General features: G+C 34.6%; 15 protein-coding genes. 11 read left to right on the plus strand and 4 right to left on the minus strand.

The genetic code is table 11. From position 1 onward, the window contains the following. Positions 1-702 precede the first annotated feature (702 nt). From AC5LWL_RS06285 to AC5LWL_RS06310, 6 genes are all read left to right on the plus strand, one after another. The gene (locus tag AC5LWL_RS06285; RefSeq protein WP_493433526.1) at positions 703-1,152 is read left to right on the plus strand and encodes a MarR family winged helix-turn-helix transcriptional regulator; all 450 of its coding nucleotides are present in this window, start codon (positions 703-705) and stop codon (positions 1,150-1,152) included. Positions 1,153-1,187: 35 nt separating this feature from the next. Next, on the plus strand, positions 1,188-2,915 hold the full coding sequence (locus tag AC5LWL_RS06290; RefSeq protein WP_493433527.1) for an ABC transporter ATP-binding protein: 1,728 nt from the start codon (positions 1,188-1,190) through the stop codon (positions 2,913-2,915). After that, positions 2,912-4,780: an ABC transporter ATP-binding protein gene (locus AC5LWL_RS06295; RefSeq protein WP_493433528.1), complete on the plus strand. Its 1,869-nt coding sequence runs from the start codon at positions 2,912-2,914 to the stop codon at positions 4,778-4,780. The genes AC5LWL_RS06290 and AC5LWL_RS06295 overlap by 4 nt, the downstream gene beginning before the upstream one ends. Before the next feature lie 352 nt (positions 4,781-5,132). Next, positions 5,133-5,948, plus strand: a complete 816-nt coding sequence (locus AC5LWL_RS06300; protein ID WP_493433529.1) for an amino acid ABC transporter substrate-binding protein — start codon at positions 5,133-5,135, stop codon at positions 5,946-5,948. Continuing rightward, the gene (locus tag AC5LWL_RS06305) at positions 5,935-6,636 is read left to right on the plus strand and encodes an amino acid ABC transporter permease (protein WP_493436552.1); all 702 of its coding nucleotides are present in this window, start codon (positions 5,935-5,937) and stop codon (positions 6,634-6,636) included. Before AC5LWL_RS06300 ends, AC5LWL_RS06305 begins: the two co-directional genes overlap by 14 nt. A 56-nt stretch (positions 6,637-6,692) precedes the next feature. Further along, positions 6,693-7,427, plus strand: a complete 735-nt coding sequence (locus tag AC5LWL_RS06310) for an amino acid ABC transporter ATP-binding protein (protein ID WP_493433530.1) — start codon at positions 6,693-6,695, stop codon at positions 7,425-7,427. 198 nt (positions 7,428-7,625) lie between these two features. Here AC5LWL_RS06310 and AC5LWL_RS06315 read toward each other — a convergent pair whose 3' ends face one another. Continuing rightward, entirely contained in the window at positions 7,626-7,817 is a 192-nt protein-coding gene (locus AC5LWL_RS06315) for a hypothetical protein (protein WP_493433531.1), read from the minus strand. A gap of 577 nt (positions 7,818-8,394) precedes the next feature. Between AC5LWL_RS06315 and AC5LWL_RS06320 the strand changes: the two genes are divergently transcribed. The 3 genes from AC5LWL_RS06320 (at position 8,395) to AC5LWL_RS06330 (ending at position 11,834) form a co-directional block, all read left to right on the plus strand. Further along, the gene (locus AC5LWL_RS06320; RefSeq protein WP_493433532.1) at positions 8,395-9,636 is read left to right on the plus strand and encodes a methyl-accepting chemotaxis protein; all 1,242 of its coding nucleotides are present in this window, start codon (positions 8,395-8,397) and stop codon (positions 9,634-9,636) included. Between the two features lie 481 nt (positions 9,637-10,117). Further along, complete coding sequence (rodA, locus tag AC5LWL_RS06325; protein WP_493433533.1) at positions 10,118-11,284, plus strand: rod shape-determining protein RodA; 1,167 nt, start codon at positions 10,118-10,120, stop codon at positions 11,282-11,284. 301 nt (positions 11,285-11,585) lie between these two features. Further along, positions 11,586-11,834 (plus strand): DUF2573 family protein, encoded by a 249-nt coding sequence (locus AC5LWL_RS06330; protein WP_493433534.1) that lies wholly within the window; start codon positions 11,586-11,588, stop codon positions 11,832-11,834. A gap of 74 nt (positions 11,835-11,908) precedes the next feature. Here AC5LWL_RS06330 and AC5LWL_RS06335 read toward each other — a convergent pair whose 3' ends face one another. Genes AC5LWL_RS06335 through AC5LWL_RS06345 form a run of 3 tightly spaced genes read right to left on the minus strand, consistent with a single transcriptional unit; the run spans position 11,909 to position 12,728 of the window. Next, the gene (locus tag AC5LWL_RS06335; protein WP_493433535.1) at positions 11,909-12,244 is read right to left on the minus strand and encodes a spore coat protein; all 336 of its coding nucleotides are present in this window, start codon (positions 12,242-12,244) and stop codon (positions 11,909-11,911) included. Between the two features lie 38 nt (positions 12,245-12,282). Beyond that, complete coding sequence (locus tag AC5LWL_RS06340) at positions 12,283-12,558, minus strand: hypothetical protein (protein WP_493433536.1); 276 nt, start codon at positions 12,556-12,558, stop codon at positions 12,283-12,285. A 38-nt stretch (positions 12,559-12,596) separates the two neighbouring features. Further along, positions 12,597-12,728: a YuzL family protein gene (locus AC5LWL_RS06345; protein ID WP_493436553.1), complete on the minus strand. Its 132-nt coding sequence runs from the start codon at positions 12,726-12,728 to the stop codon at positions 12,597-12,599. Between the two features lie 287 nt (positions 12,729-13,015). On the opposite strand from AC5LWL_RS06345, the gene AC5LWL_RS06350 reads away from it, so the two are divergent. Then, positions 13,016-15,382, plus strand: coding sequence for a 3-hydroxyacyl-CoA dehydrogenase/enoyl-CoA hydratase family protein (locus AC5LWL_RS06350; protein WP_493433537.1), 2,367 nt, complete (start codon positions 13,016-13,018; stop codon positions 15,380-15,382). After that, the gene (locus AC5LWL_RS06355; protein WP_493436554.1) at positions 15,382-17,157 is read left to right on the plus strand and encodes an acyl-CoA dehydrogenase FadE; all 1,776 of its coding nucleotides are present in this window, start codon (positions 15,382-15,384) and stop codon (positions 17,155-17,157) included. Before AC5LWL_RS06350 ends, AC5LWL_RS06355 begins: the two co-directional genes overlap by 1 nt. Positions 17,158-17,454 lie beyond the last annotated feature (297 nt).

Here is a 17,454-nt window from a genome sequence, read left to right on the forward strand (position 1 = left end):
GCAGCCTGCATACACTTCGCTTTCCGTGGGGTTCGGCTTTAGCCGCTTCGGCCCTTGGCCTGCAGGGTCTCAGCTGTCTCGCTAATCCCACCGGAGTCTCGCACCTTCCACTTCAATCAAGTCGTTTGATCCATTAATTGCTGTCGTTGAACTGGAAAAACCCCCACCTTATAGAATAGACTAAAAGCGGCACATTTTTGTAAAACAACGTTGAATAATAACACAAAAAAACAACGCTACTATGGTTTAGGAATACTACCTTGTCATGAAATTCGAAGACAAGAACTTATTCTAAAACAGGTTGCTTGTAACGGAGGGTGCGAAGACTCCTGCGGGAAATGTGGGAAGGCTGAGACCCCGCAAGGCAACGCCGAGGAGGCTCAGCTCCCACCCCGCGGAAAGCGAAGCAACCCGTAGTGGAAAGTAACCTCCACAATAAAAAACAAGCCTCCCATTTTATTGTTCTTAAACCAAGTAATATCAAGACTTGCAAACGAATCTGATTTGAGTTAACTAGATGAAAAAACATAAATAAACAATATAGGGAACTAACCATTTACGTGCTAAATTAGAGAATGTTCGTCTTTACCTATTATCTACTTAGTTATGTCTCAGCTTCTTTTTTATTTGAAAAAAATTTTAATTCCATTATAATTAGGTAAGTTACCTATCTAGTTTATTTGTTTAAAAGGAGAGATTAATTTGTCAGATTTAGCACATCAATTATTGCATTCATTTAGACGGTTTCAAAAGTTAACCCATTCGAACCGCACAATTCATGGTTTTAAGAGAAGTGAGATGATGATGCTATTTGTCATCAACCGCAGAAACGAGCAAGGAGAAAAAGCAATTACTGTTTCAGAAATAAGTTCCTTGTTACAAATAACCTCCCCTTCTGTTACGCAGGTTATTAATGCTTTAGAAGGGGAAGGCTTTGTCAAAAGAATAAATGATGAAAAGGATGGCAGAATTGTTCGGATTATCCTTACAGAAAAAGGAGAATCTGTAACGAAAGAAATTCATCAAAAAATCGAAGACAAATATTTGCGGCTTGCTGAGCACCTAGGAGAAGAAAAAAGTGAATTATTAATAAGCTTATTAGAAGAAGTAAATGGATTTTTTTTGAAGGATAAATTAGAAGGAGAAAAATAACAAGATTATAAAAAAATAGACAGGAGTATGTGAGAATGAGTAAGTTATTACGAGAAATAAGCAAATATCGAATTGCTATTTTTATTGTGCTTGTATTTACTTTTTTTAGAGCTTTTTCAGAGCTATATCTGCCAAATATAATGTCAGATATTGTGGATGTCGGCATTGTCCAAGACAATAAAAGCTATATGCTTCAATTAGGGGGATGGATGTTGCTTGTAGCTGCATTTGGCGCATTATGTTCTGTGTTAACCAGCTATTACTCCGCAAAAATAGCGGCAGGTTTTGGCAGAGATATAAGAGGAAAAATGTTCAAAAAGGTAGAAAGCTTTGGACTGGAAGAAGTAAATAGTATTGGTACTGCCTCTCTTATCAATCGAACTACAAATGATATTAACCAAGTGCAGCAAGTTACGATTATGATGCTTCGAATGGTTATATTTGCACCAATGATGTGTATTGGCGGAATCATTATGGCTGTTTCTAAAAATGCGATATTGTCCTCTATTTTCTTAGTGGCAATACCTGTCCTTGCACTTGTTATAGTTTTGATAATAAAAAAAGGAATTCCGTTGTTTAAAGTATTACAAAAAAAATTAGATCAAGTGAATAGTGTATTTAGAGAGAATTTAACAGGTATGCGTGTAATTCGGTCCTTTAATAAGGAGAAGTTTGAGCAAGAACGCTTTTATCGTGCAAATAAAGATTTAACGGAAACAGCACTGCGAGTGAATAAAATCATGGCGGTCACAATGCCGATTATGATGGTTGTCTTGAATATCTCCACCATTGCAATTGTATGGTTTGGCGGTATACAAGTAGAGGAAGGAACGATGCAAGTAGGGGATATTATGGCTTTTATTCAATATGGCATGCAAATAATGTTCTCTTTAATGATGGTAAGCATGATTTTTGTCATGATGCCAAGAGCCTCGGCATCTGCTGATCGAATAAATGAAGTGCTGGAAATGCCTTTAAGTATCCAAGACTTGAAACAAGGAGTGCATAAAAAGCCAGTGAAAGGAGAAATCGAATTTCGAAATGTTGTCTTCTCCTATCCAGGAGCAGAGAAGCCTGTATTGCAAAATGTGTCTTTTCGGATAAAGGCAGGAGAAACAACGGCTATAATTGGTGGAACAGGTTCAGGGAAATCAACCATTTTACACTTAATGACGAGATTTTATGATGCAAACAGCGGAGAAATTTTTATAGATGGAAGGAATATTAAAGAGTATGCGCAAAGTGACTTAAGAAAAGAGATGGGTTTTGTCCCACAAAAAGCCGTTCTTTTTTCTGGGACAATTGCAGAAAATATTCGTTTTGGCAAAGAAGATGCTACTGAACTGGAAATAGAGGAAGCCTTACAAATAGCTCAAGCAAAGGAATTTGTAGAGAAACTTGATAAAGGCATACAAGCCCCTATTTCACAAGGAGGGAGCAATGTTTCCGGTGGTCAAAAGCAGCGTTTGTCTATTGCTAGAGCGTTGATAAGAAAACCACTGCTGTCTTTTTTTGATGATAGCTTTTCTGCGCTGGATTATAAAACGGATGCTGCCTTAAGAAAGGCATTAAAGCAGCATATGAAAGATAAAACAATGATAATTGTGGCCCAAAGAGTAAGTACGATAAAAGATGCTGATCAAATTATTGTACTGGAAGATGGCAAAATAACAGGAACTGGCACTCATCAGGAACTTGTAGAAACTTGTGATGTATATAAGGAAATTGTGTATTCACAAGGTGTAATGGAGGAGAGCGTATGAGCAGCAATAATACAAGAAATAAAGGCAACGCTGGATTCCCTTCAAGAGGACCTGGTGGACCCATGCAAATGCCTGTACAAAAAGCAAAGGATGCAAAAGGAACATTAAAACGCCTTTCTGCTTATTTAGGAAAATACAAAGTTCAGCTTTTCTTTGTCCTATTATCTGCAATTCTTAGTACCATTTTTTCCATCTTAAGTCCAAAAATATTAGCAAAAGCAATCGATCATTTATTTGATGGACTTATTGGAAAAATCAAAGGAGTGCCTGGTGCATCCATTGATTTTAGTGTTATCGGAAAAATATTGCTTCTTTTGATTGCGTTATATGTAATCAGTGCGGTATTTACCTATATTCAACAAATTATTATGATTAGCATTTCACAAAAAACTATTTTTGAGATGCGTGGAGATGTTCAAAAGAAATTAGAAAAAATGCCTTTAAAATATTTTGACCAAACTCCACATGGAGAAACATTAAGCAGAGCAATAAATGATATTGATAATATCAATAATACATTACAGCAAAGTGTTACCCAATTAATCACTTCGATTGTCACCTTTGTTGGTGTAATTATTATGATGTTAACCATTAGTCCGATATTAGCCTTAATTTGTTTTCTTACGATTCCCTTAAGCGTATTTGTGACAATTAAAATTGCAAAGCGCTCACAAGTTCAATTTAAAAATCAACAGAAAACCCTTGGGAAAATAAATGGACATGTGGAAGAAGTATTTACAGGACATAATATTGTTAAAGCATTCGGGCATGAACAGAAAGCAATTGAAGAATTTAGCAGCATGAACAGCAGCTTGTACGAATCAAGTTGGCGATCTCAATTTGTTTCAGGCCTTATTATGCCGCTGATGACTTTTATCAATAATTTAGGTTATGTTTTTGTAGTGGTAGTTGGTGCGATATTTGCATCTGCAGGCAGAATTACGGTTGGTGATGTGCAAGCATTTATACAGTATGCACGCCAATTTTCACAGCCACTTACTCAGCTATCTAATATATCAAATATCATTCAATCGACTTTGGCGTCAGCTGAGAGAGTATTTGAACTATTGGATGAAGAGGAAGAAACAGCTGCCGTATATAAAGAAAAAACGATTGCTAATCCTAAAGGCACTGTTCAATTTAATAAGGTGAATTTCCGCTATAAACCAGAAGAAAAATTGATCCATAATTTATCTATTAAAATTAATGAAGGTCAGAAAGTGGCAATTGTGGGTCCAACTGGAGCAGGCAAAACTACACTTGTGAATTTGTTAATGCGTTTTTACGAAATAGACAGTGGGGAGATTTCCATTGACGGTGTAGATATACGAGAAATGAGCAGAGGAAAATTAAGAAGCATGTTTGGCATGGTGCTGCAGGATACTTGGCTGTTTAAAGGTACAATACGGGATAATATTGCATATGGACGTGAGCACGCATCTGAACAAGAAATTGTGCAGGCAGCAGTATCTGCAAATGCGGATCACTTTATTCGAACCCTGCCAAACGGCTACGATACGATGATTAATGAAGAAGGCACCAATATTTCACAAGGACAGAAGCAATTGCTAACAATCGCCAGAGCCTTACTGGCAGATCCAGTTTTGTTAATCCTTGATGAAGCAACAAGCAGTGTTGATACGCGGACAGAATCGCAAATTCAGTCAGCGATGTCTGCTTTAATGAAAGATAGAACAAGCTTTGTTATTGCTCACCGTCTCTCAACTATAAAAGATGCAGATACTATTTTAGTTATGAAGGATGGCTCTGTTATTGAGCAAGGAAACCATGAACAATTGATAGGAAAACATGGTTTTTATGCAGATTTGTATAATAGTCAGTTTGCAGATGCTGCAGTAAATTAATGAAATTATGCAATGGATAGTATTCATCGGTTTGGAAAGAGTGGCTAATGGCCACTCTCAGGCTGTTGGAAAAATGCTTGCGATTTTCGGCTCTCCCGTTTTTCGCGGTACTCATTATCAAAAAAAGAGTAGCAGCATCGATTGACTAGAATCCTATTTGCCATGGTAGACAAACATTAATGAGACAACAATTTTTACGTTTATTGTCTTGAAAAAAATTAACCGATTTTTCTGTAAATATAAAACAGGTGTAGCAATTTTTTTTTTGGAGAAAATATCTTTGACAAATGATATTTTTGTATAATATGATAGCAATTGTTGACAAAACACATCGGAATTTGGAGGAAACATCATGAGAAAAATAGTTATCATGACTTTGTTGATTTTGAGCTTATCTATTATGTTAGCTGCATGCGGAACAAGTAAAGAATCAAATAAGTCTAATAGCAACGATGCAAATACAGAAACAGATTTATTGGCAAAAATCAAAAGTGACGGCAAAATAGTTGTTGGAACAGAAGGTACATACCCTCCTTTTACTTATCATGACGATAAAGGAGAGTTAACTGGATTTGATGTGGAGATTGCAAAAGAGGTAGCGAAACGACTAGGTGTAAAAGCAGAGTTTATGGAAACGCAATGGGATGCCATTTTTGCAGGGCTTGATGCAAAACGTTTTGATATGATAGCAAATCAAGTAGGAATCAATGCAGAAAGAAAAGAAAAATATTCTTTCTCTGATCCATACATTTCCTCTTCAGCTGTATTAATTACTAGAAATGATTCAAAGGTAAAAAGCTTTGAAGATATCAAAGGATTAAAATCAGCACAATCATTAACAAGCAATTATGGCAAATTGGCGAAAAATTATGGTGCAGAGCTTGTTGGAGTAGATGGGTTTAATCAGGCGGTAGAATTGTTAAATTCAAAACGAGTTGATGTAACGATTAACGATAAATTATCCTTCTTAGATTATAAAAAGCAGAAACCAAATGCGAAAATTGTTATTGCGGATACCGCTGATGATGTAGCACAAAGTGGATTAATGTTCCGGCAAAAAAATGACACATTGGTAGATGCTGTCAATAAAGCGTTAAAAGATATGATTGATGATGGAACGTATACGAAAATTTCGGAAAAATGGTTCGGTGAAGATGTACTTAAGTAATATATTTACAGATCCCGAGCAACTTCAAAGATATATTGAAATTGCACAAAGTTCCCTTCTGCCTTTGCTGAAGGGGGCGTTTTTATATACAATTCCATTATCAATTATTTCGTTTATTATTGGATTAATCTTAGCCATATTTACTGCACTTGCCAGAATATCCGGCGTTAAAATACTGCAGTATATTGCAAGAATTTATGTTTCTATTTTTAGAGGAACACCGTTGTTAGTACAGCTATTTATTATTTTTTATGGGTTGCCTAATTTAAATATAATTATTGATCCTTTTCCAGCAGCCGTGATTGGCTTTTCATTAAGTGTTGGTGCATATGCATCAGAAATAGTTCGTGCCGCTATTACAAGCATTCCGAAAGGGCAGTGGGAGGCAGGCTACTCCATTGGCATGAGCTATGGTCAAAACTTAAAAAGAATTATCCTGCCGCAGGCTGCAAGAGTTTCTTTACCGCCATTATCCAATACATTCATAAGCTTGATAAAGGATAGTTCTCTCGCTTCTGCTATTTTAGTAGCCGAAATGTTTCGAGTGGCGCAACAAATTGCAAGTACAAATTATGAATTTTTATTATTATATTCAGAAGTAGCCCTTATCTATTGGATTATTTGTTTTCCACTTTCTATTATCCAGCAAAATATAGAGGAGCGATTAAGCCGGCATTTACTTAAATAGGGTAAGTTATGCATTATTTTATTTAACTAAGAAGCAGCATAGAAGGGAGCGTATAAATGATATCAATACATGGTTTGTCAAAGCATTTTGGAACATTAGAGGTGTTAAAAGATATTAATTTACAAGTTGAGAAGGGAAAAGTAATTGTTGTTGTCGGTCCATCTGGTTCTGGAAAAACTACATTGCTTCGCTGTTTAAACCTTTTAGAAATACCAACAATGGGTGAACTAATGATTAAAGACCAAAAGGTTAATTTTTCTTCCCATGTGACAAAAAAACAAATCACATCCTTCCGAAAATTAACGGGAATGGTTTTTCAAAATTATAATTTATTTCCCCATAAAACGGCTTTAGAAAATGTTATGGAAGGCCCAATAACGGTAAAGAAACAAGAGAAAACAGCTGTTAAAAGAAAAGCAGAGCAACTTCTTTCTAAAGTAGGATTAGCAGATAAATTAGCTTTTTACCCTTTTCAGCTTTCGGGAGGACAACAGCAGCGTGTTGGAATCGCTAGAGCCTTAGCTATGGAACCTGAAGTAATGCTGTTTGATGAGCCAACTTCAGCACTAGACCCAGAATTAGTAGGAGAAGTGTTAAAAGTAATGAAGGAACTGGCAAATGAAGGCATGACAATGATTATTGTGACACATGAAATGAAATTTGCAAAAGAAGTGGCAGATGAAGTGATCTTTATGGATGGTGGTTACGTAGTCGAAAAAGGCAATCCTGAAACCATATTTACTTCACCGAAGGAAGAGAGAACAAAACGTTTTTTACAATTAATACAATAAAGTAGAGATTAGGGTTGAAATCCGCAAAACTCAGTCGACTTTTAAACAAAAAAAAGAGGCCGTTAGTCATTCTTTAGGGGGAATGTTTTCTAACGCCTCTTCAACAAAAGGGGGAATTACACTTTGTAGTTACATTGTGGCCCCCTATTTTCTTTTTTATACATAAAATAATAAAATATTTATTTTTCTTAAACATTCCTATTCATCACCATGGATATTCTGATGAATCACTTCATCTTCTAATAAATTTAAAAAGGAAATGGTAATACCGGCTGCTAATGCGGCAATCGTATAAATAGAAACCCCTGTTGCAAGGAAGCAGCAAAATGTGCTAATAAACGTCCAAAGCATACAATATTGTACGGCAGATAATTTGAAGATTTTCTCCATAAGGCACCTTCCTTCCCATTTTAGATCTCTAAACAGCTTTTCGCTATTGTAACCATATGCTAGAATGCTATAAATTAGAAGTTCTCTAGCTTAACCAAGTCTCTTGCCCTTTTTTAATGCTAAAAAGGGATAAGCCCTCACTAATCTCTATAAAATACATATCTTTAAAGTATAAAGGATAGCTTGTATTATCTTCCCAGAAGCTAATTACTAAGCTTCCCCTTTATACCGTAACCCCATAACCTCCTCTCATTTTAAGACATAGCATATTGCTATGTCTCTTTTTATTATGACTAATTATTATATGCTTATCGAAAAGGTATTTGTCTCTGCTTCCTCCTGTTCTAAGGGAAGAAAGTATAAATTTTTTGAAATGTGGAGGCTGTTTCGCAAGCTATGATAAATTTTTAAATAATTGTACTTCATAAAGCATAAATTATGCCGATAGTACTAATAGATTTAGAAAATGTATATGATTAAAACAAATAGTAGGTATAATATCCTGAAAAAATATAAAAATGTTAGGAAGGTACATAATATGATAAAAAGGCTTCGTTTTTGCAGCTTGAGAGCTAAAATGATTATGGTAATTATCATTGCAACGGTTATTAGTACACCAGTCTCCATTCAGTTGAATGATGTTATTAGGGAAGCGAATCTACTGCCGCCAGGATTTAGCATGATAATAAATACAGTGATTAATCTTCTCTTTACAACCCTTATCTCTGTTCTCTTTATTCGTTGGATTATTATAAGTCCCTTAAAATCATTATTAAAATCAACACAGGAAATTCGTAAAGGAAATTTAAATATCACAATTGAAAAAAAATCACATGATGAAATTGGTCTATTAACAGATGAATTCATTTTAATGAAAGATGCCATTAAAAATCTTGTCGTAAAAGTAAATGAAACATCTATACATATCACGTCCTCTGCTGAGGTATTAACAGCAAACACTATTGGAACAAGTCATGTATCTGAACAAATATCAAGCGCTATTCAAAGTGTAGCAGTAGGATCAGAAGAACAAACAAAAGGAATGGAAACGATTGTAGAATCAGTAGCAGTTGTAAATAGAGAAATAAAAGATATTGCAAAACATACAGAAGAAATGGCAAAATCCTCCGATAATACGATAGTAAAGGCATTAGAGGGGCAAGAGGTAGTTGGCAAAACAGTTAACCAAATGAGTTTAATACAAAATTCAGTAAAAGAATCTAATGACTCAATTGGATTATTACAGGAACGTTCCCAAGAGATTGGCCAATTTTTAAATGTTATAACGGAAATCGCCGATCAAACAAATTTATTAGCATTAAATGCTGCAATTGAAGCGGCGAGAGCAGGAGAAGCTGGGAAAGGTTTTGCTGTAGTAGCAGAAGAAGTCAGAAAACTGGCTGAACAATCTAATCAGTCTGCTAAACAAATAGCCGTGCTCGTGAATGAAATTCAAAAAGATACACTTACTTCTGTAAAAACGATGAGAAGAGTAACAGATGAAGTAAAAGAAGGAATTGATATCACCAATAATACAAAAGAAAAGTTTAATTTGATTTCTGATTCAATGTCTAATATGAGTAGTCAAATGCAGAGTGTGTTGGAAGCAGCTAATAATATAACAGCAAATATCTCAGAAGTGGCAGGATCTGTTAATCAAGTGACAAGTATTGCAAAAGAAAACAGTCAAAATTCAGTAAGTGTCTCTGCATCTGCTCAAGAACAATTAGCATCAATTGAAGAAATAACAAATTCAACAAGATCGCTGGCAAACATAGCAGATGATTTAGTTATGCTGACAAAAGATTTTGATGTTTAATATATGACAATTAGGAGAAGCCTTGATAAGGTTTCTTTTTTTTGCTCAGTTAAAACTACAATCAAATAGTAGCATCTACAGCGCCACCCCGAACTCCAACTTTATCCTTTGAAGCTTTTTAATAGGAGCCTCGAGTGCATTCCTATTTTCAAGATAGACCCCCATGCAACAAATCTGCACTATGGCGCATGAAAAGAAGCAGCTATCTTAGATTTATAAGCAGGTAGCAGCCACTTTTCAAGATAGCCTTTTAAAAAACGTACCATTATATAATAGATTATGTCTTACAATGGCCCAATTTGAATTAAATTTTCATAAAACCCTTGTCGGAAGTTGTTATTTATTGAAATTACAAATATAATGGAGAATTGTATGAACTATTTTTTTTGAAAATAACAATTCACCCATAATGATAAAAAACAAATAATCTCTTCTAAATATAGTCAACGTATCTTGAAGTTTAGCAAGGAGTAATGAATAGATGACACGAATGAAAAATACTTCTAAAATAGATTTTAGTCTTGTCCTTATCTTAATGTTGCTTTGTCTTGCCAGTTGTGTAGCGATATTTAGTGCACAAACTACAGGACAATATAATCAAAACTTTTTAGTGAAACAAATTTTTTGGTATGTAGTTGGAGTAGCGATAATTGCAGGTGTCATTACACTCGATTCAGATCAATTAAAGAAACTTTCCTGGTATTCATATGGCTTTGGAATACTATTGCTTTTATTACTAATTGTGGCACCTGAAAGCATTGCAAGAAAAGTGAACGGTGCTAAAAGCTGGTTTCAACTTCCGGGAATCTCGTTGCAGCCGTCTGAATTTGTTAAAATATTTATTGTTTTAACACTTTCAAGAATCATTGTTGAGCATCACGAAAAATTTATTGTGAAGACTATCCGTTCAGATATTTGGCTATTAATAAAAATTGGGTTAATCACCTTTTTACCGCTTATTTTAGTAATGCAACAGCCAGATTTGGGTACATCACTTGTTTTTATTGCGATTATGCTTGGCATGATTTTTATTTCAGGGATTTCCTGGAAAATACTAAGCCCTATTTTTCTATCTGGAATCAGCCTGGTTGTGGGGGTTCTCTATTTAGTATTATGGCATGCCGAGTGGCTGGAAAAATATCTTGGCGTACAAGAATACCAATTTGGGCGAATTTACTCATGGTTAGACCCTTATAATTACCAAAGTACGACTGGATATCATTTAACACAGTCATTGTTGGCAATTGGATCAGGAGAAACATCTGGAAAAGGCATGGGGATAAGAGATGTTTATTTACCGGAAAGCCATTCAGATTTTATTTTTAGTGTAGTAGGAGAAGAATTTGGATTTATAGGTGCTAGTGTGCTAATAAGTTTATTTTTCTTGCTTATTTACCATATAACGAAGGTTGCGCTTGAAACAAAAAATTCTTTCTATACATGTATTTGTGTAGGGATAATAAGTATTATTACCTTCCATGTGTTTCAAAATATCGGGATGACTATCGGAATTCTTCCTATCACAGGGATACCCTTGCCGTTTATAAGTTATGGTGGAAGTTCGTTAATGGGAAATATGCTTGCGATGGGATTAATCTTCTCTATTCGATATCATTACAAAAAATATATGTTTTCTACTGACGAATAAAAAAGCATAAATGCCTAAACGATGTTGAAAAAACATATGCTGACCGCTAAAACGTTTCATGGAATAAAATATGGATAACTAGAAAAAGAACCTGTTACGCATAACAGGTTCTTTTTCATCTATTCACTAGCTCCCTTTTGGATGAGGGGGAAAAGGAAACTGTGATAAGGTAAGATGGAAAGCGTTAATTATCAACCGATATTGATAATCATTATCAATTGATTTAATTTTATAATAAAATATAATAATCTTAATGTCAATATTTTGTTTGGAAAAAAATTATTTTTTAGGAGGAGAAAAGTTGGAAGAAGAATTTAAAGAAGAATTTGATTCATTGTTAAAAAAATACACAGAATTATTGTTAGGAGAACATAATGAAGATCTGCAAAATAAAGTAGAAATATGGATGCTTTATTCTCATATGGCTAAATCAATGCCTGGTTTAATAAAACATTGGAATGCAAAATTTCCTAGTGGAAAGAAAGAAATGGTAAAAATAGTCGCGGAAATAAAGAAAATAAACGAACTTCAAAAACAAAAACCAAAATAAAGCATATGCTATTAAGAGAGGCATGGACAACTTGTTTTAATGCCTCTCTTAAACTTAACCATTAATAAATATTATTATTGAAGAGTGGAACTTCCATAAGGAAACTGTGTATTATATCCTTTGAATTGTTGATAAGACTGTTGGAGTTTTTGTTGGTCAGCAGCCTCCAACTTGTACCAGCCGTTTTGAAACATAACAGTATACAATTCTCTTTGCATATTTTGTGTTTCATTAAAAATCGCTAATACATCTTGATACAATGCTTGATGACTAGCTTCATTTAAGGCAGTAGAATAAGAGTCAGTCATATATTTTTCTGTTGCTAATAAATCATTGATAAAATCTCTGTCATTCATTTGTGGTGTTTTCGGTACTTGTGTTTCTGGGTTTTGGATAGTTTGCTGATTCATTTTCGTTCCTCCTATTATAAACTGAAAAATCCAGATGATTATTGTTGATAATTATTCATTTGCTGAGCTGGTTGAGAATTCAAATGAGATAGTATTTTTTCATAATGTTTTTGGTGCATTTGTCCACATTTTTCTAGACAAGATTTAATTCCTTGATTTTGTGTTTGAGCAGCAAAAAAATGGGCCTTTTTCATAGCAAGTAAATTCCATGAAAGCATGTCTGTTAAATAAAGGGAATCCTTTACTGTAAGTGTAGCCGGGGGCTGCATCATTATATTTGTATTTTGCATATTCGTAATAGGTTGCTGTTGCATTGTTTATTCCTCCATTCATAAAATATAAATAGTCGTTATTATTTTTTATATTGATTATTTTGGCTATTAACTTTTCCTCCGCCATCCATTTCAACAGTCGGACCTGCATTTCCTTTGACGCTTGCTGCACTAACTCCAGCTTTAGAAGGATTCTTTTTTACTCTTGCCATCATCGTCACCCCCTCTTTTACGTATACCTAGTAGCGTTTCCTAAATGAATGGATTTAATGAATGATTGAACAAAAATCTCCCTGTTAAAATGGAGAACATGTCAGAAATGTGAACAGTGAAAACAGCTACAGTAAGCGATTTTTATGAATATCGACATAAAAAGACAAGAAAAACTGGGTGAAAATTCCGCTTTTGTTGATTGTACATCTAATTTATTTATTTTATTGTTAATAGAGCAACACACTAATTGGAAAAATATGAAATGTTATTAACAAGGAGGCATAAAATGACAAATAATATAAAGTACGCCGCAGTTATAGGTGCAGGAGTAATGGGGTCTGCCATTGCAGCACAATTAGCAAATGTGAATATTCCTACATTACTTCTTGATAGAGTCCCCAATCAATTACTACAGGAAGAACTTGATCAGCAATTAACCATACATCATCAACAAGTAAGAAATCGATATGTAAACAAGGCTAAAAAAAATTTATCAAACATTAAACCCAGCCCGCTTGTTTCTGTACAAAAGCTTTCTTTTATAGAAACAGGAAATACAGAGGATGATCTGCATTTATTAGCAAAGGCAGATTGGATTATTGAAGCCATTACAGAGGATTTAAAGGAAAAAAAATCACTCTATCTAAAAATAGACAAATGGAGAAAAAAGGGTTCTATTGTAAGCAGTAATACTTCTGGTATTTCTATTGAAAAAATGATGGAAGAGTGTTCAGAAGATTTTCAAACTCATTTTTTTGGCACTCATTTTTTTAATCCACCACGCTATATTCACCTTTTAGAACTAATTCCAAGTACAAAAACAGAACCCTTCATAATAAAACAATTCAAAGATTTTGCTGAAGAGACTTTAGGGAAAATCGTCGTTGAAGCAAAGGATACGCCAAATTTTATTGCCAATCGTCTTGGCGGATATGCGTTCTTAACCATTATAAATGAAATGATTCAATCAAAACGCAGCATTAAAGAGGTGGATCAATTGACTGGTCCATTAATTGGGCGGTCTAAAACAGCGACATTTCAAACATTGGATTTGGTAGGTTTGGATACATTTTCCTTCGTTATTGAAAATATACAAAATCGAAGTCAATTACAAGCTGAAAAAAATTTTTATACATGTCCTGCTTTATTAGAAAAAATGATAAACAAAAAGATGTTAGGAAGGAAAACAGGCAGTGGTTTTTATAAAAAAACAGAAGAAGGGTTAAAAGTCTTAGATTATAACAGCATGCAATATGTAGACGTAAACAAAGAAAAAATACATCAGCTAAAAATTAAAAACCTTAAAGAATGGATATATGATGATACTCCTGAATCCAACTTTATTTGGAAATGTATGTCGCCGTTTTTATTGTATGCTGCATCTTTAGTAGGCGAAATATCCGCGTCTATTTATGAAATAGATGAAGCTGTAAAATTGGGATTTAATTGGGAAAAAGGGCCGTTTGAAACATGGGATGCGTTGGATCTGTCCTTAGCTATAAAAAAACTAAAACAAGAAAACGCAGTTATTCCAAGTTGGATTTTTACTATGATCGATCATGACTTCACCACTTTTTATAAAGAAGAGAAAGGAATAGTTTATTACTATCATCAAGGAAAGTATATCCCAGTCCCGAAAGATAATAAAACTATTTCAGTAAGAGAAAAAAGGGAAGAAGGAGGAGTGCTTCTTTCTAATAAAGCTGCGACCCTTCTTGATATTGGCGATGATGTGGCATTGTTGGAATTGCATACTACAAATAATGCAATCGGTATGGATGCATTAGAAATGATAGAAACAGGAATAGAAAAAATAGAAAAAAATGAAAAGTTTAAGGGTCTTGTTATTGGAAGCACAGGGAGAAACTTTAGTGTAGGAGCAAATATTGCCATGCTCTTGTTAGAGGCACAAGCTGGCGATTATTTAGAGCTTGAATTAGTTGTAGACCGTTTCCAACAGGTGATGAAAAAAATCAAATACTGCAGCAAACCAATTGTTGCAGCGTCGTATAAAAAAACCTTTGGCGGTGGTGCAGAAATATGTTTAGCTGCTGCTCGAATTCAAGCTATGCAGGAAACGTATATTGGACTTGTGGAAACTGGGGTTGGCTTAATTCCTGGAGGTGGTGGTACAAAAGAGCTTTATTTAAATAAATTAGGAAAAAAACAAAGTGTTAGTGATAAAGAGTTGATGGAGATAGTTAAAAGCGTATTTTATACCATTTTAACAAGTAATGTATCAACATCTGCAGAAAATGGAAAAGAAATAGGTTTCTTAGAAAGTATAGATAACATAACAATGAATGAAAGACATTTATTATATGATGCGAAAAATCAAGTGTTACAGTTGGCAGAACAGCAGTATGTTCCACCCCAAAAAAATAAAATAGTGGTTGCGGGTAAGTCTGGTTATCAATTATTGATGAGTGAACTACAAGGCTTAGTCCAAAAAGGAAAGTTAACTTCTTATGATTTAGTTATTGCCGAAAAGCTGGCATTTGTATTGACGGGTGGAAATGTAGATTTTAAAACAGAGGTAGAAGAAGATTATTTATTAAAAATAGAAAAACAAGCATTTTTATCCTTGATTCAGCAAAAACAAACACAGGAAAGAATAGGTCATCTTTTACAAAAAGGAAAACTACAGAAATAATAAAGGAGAGACTAAGCATCGTGAAAAAAGGCGGAAGCTTTATTACAGAAGAGACGAAGTATAAAGAGGTTTTTACACCAGAAGATTTTGAAGAGGAACATAAGATGATTGCAGATATGACATCTGATTTTGTTCAAAATAATGTCTTGAAACATTTGTCCGTAATGGAACAGCATGATTTCAATAAAACGATTCAGCTTATGAAGGAAGCGGGTGAATTAGGGTTATTAAGTGCCGACATCCCAGAGGAGTATGGAGGATTAGGTTTGGATAAAATAAGCTCCTCTATCATTTCAGAGAAATTATCTATTGCAGGAGGGTTTTCGATTACACACGGAGCACATGTAGGCATCGGTTCTCTCCCTATTGTTCTATTTGGCAGTAAAGTTCAAAAAGAAAAATATTTGCCAGCATTAGCTACTGGTGAAAAAATAGCTGCATATGCATTAACAGAACCAGCAGCAGGTTCAGATGCATTAGCCATCCAAACAACAGCAACCTTAAATGAAGAAGGTACCCATTATATAATAAAAGGGGAAAAACAATGGATTACAAATGCAGGTATTGCTGATTTATTTACCGTTTATGCTAAAGTTGATGGAAAGAAATATTCCGCTTTTCTTGTTGAACGCAGTTTTGAAGGAGTATCCATCGGTAAAGAAGAAAATAAACTAGGAATTAAAAGCTCGTCCACCTGTTCTGTCCGATTGGATCATGTTGCAGTACCAATCGAAAATTTATTAGGCAAGGTTGGAAGAGGGCATATTATTGCATTGAATATTTTAAATATTGGTCGTTTCAAATTAGGAATTGGATCCATTGGGGTAAGCAAAGAAGCAATTAAACAAACCATTTCTTATACAAATAATCGCAAACAATTTCATTCTCCTATCTCTCATTTCCCTCTAACAAAAGAAAAACTAGCAACCATGTCTTCCCACCTGTATGCTGCTGAAAGTTCTGTTTACCGAACTGCTGGTTTGCTGGCAGATATTTTGAATCCATTGAAAACAGATGCAGATTTCAAAGATGTTGCTAAAGCAACAAATGAATATGCCATTGAGTGCAGTTTAAATAAAGTATTCGCTTCTGAAGTTCTCGATATGATTGTAGATGAATGTGTCCAATTACACGGAGGAAATGGCTTTATGGAAGAATACGATATTGTAAGAATGTATCGCGATTCCAGAATTAATCGCATATTTGAAGGGACAAATGAAATCAATCGTTTATTAGTTCCAGGTAATCTCTTGCGAAAAGGGATAAAAGGAGAACTTCCTATCCTTCAATCCATAAAGTTATTAGAGAAGCAATTACTTGCGATGATGCCATATGAACCAGATAAAACAGTATTATCACAAGAAAAAATGCTTCTTGCAAATGGGAAAAAAATTGCGTTGCTCCTGTTAGGATTAGCAGCCACACGGTATGAACATACATTAGAAAAAGAACAGGAATTGCTTGTGAATATATCTAATATTATTTCGGCAGTTTATGCAATGGAATCAGCTGTTTTAAGAACAGAAAAAGCGATTATCCATTCGAAAAAAGAACAGAAACAAAAAATAGTATATACAGAGATTTTCAGCCAAGAAGCCTTTCAGCAAATAGTTTTAGAAGCAACAGAATCATTAGCGTACATGGAAACTGGAGATGATTTACGAATGCTGCTTGCCAATTTAAAAAAATTAACAAGATATACACCAAAATCAATCATTCAACTAAAAAGGGAGGCAGCAGACCTAATACTAGCGGAAAATCAGTATATTGTTTAATGAACAGAAGCTGGAATATAAGTATTCCAGCCGAAGATAAACCCGAACCATGATACGAAGATGTAAAAAATATTTTGTATCATGGTTTGGTTTTTTTATGTAAAAAAGAAGGTTTGTGGTAAACACCCGCAACCTGCATACACTTCGCTTTCCGTGGGGATCGGCTTTAGCCGCTTCGGCCCTTGGCCTGCAGGGTCTCAGCTGTTTCGCTAATCCCACAGGAGTCTACGTGTATTCAGGCTGCTCCATTTTCCAATCTATTTCATTTTTTTCTTGGTAAAAGAATTAGGTTTTAGA

The organism is Niallia sp. WK069_GA_01 (assembly GCF_983173855.1).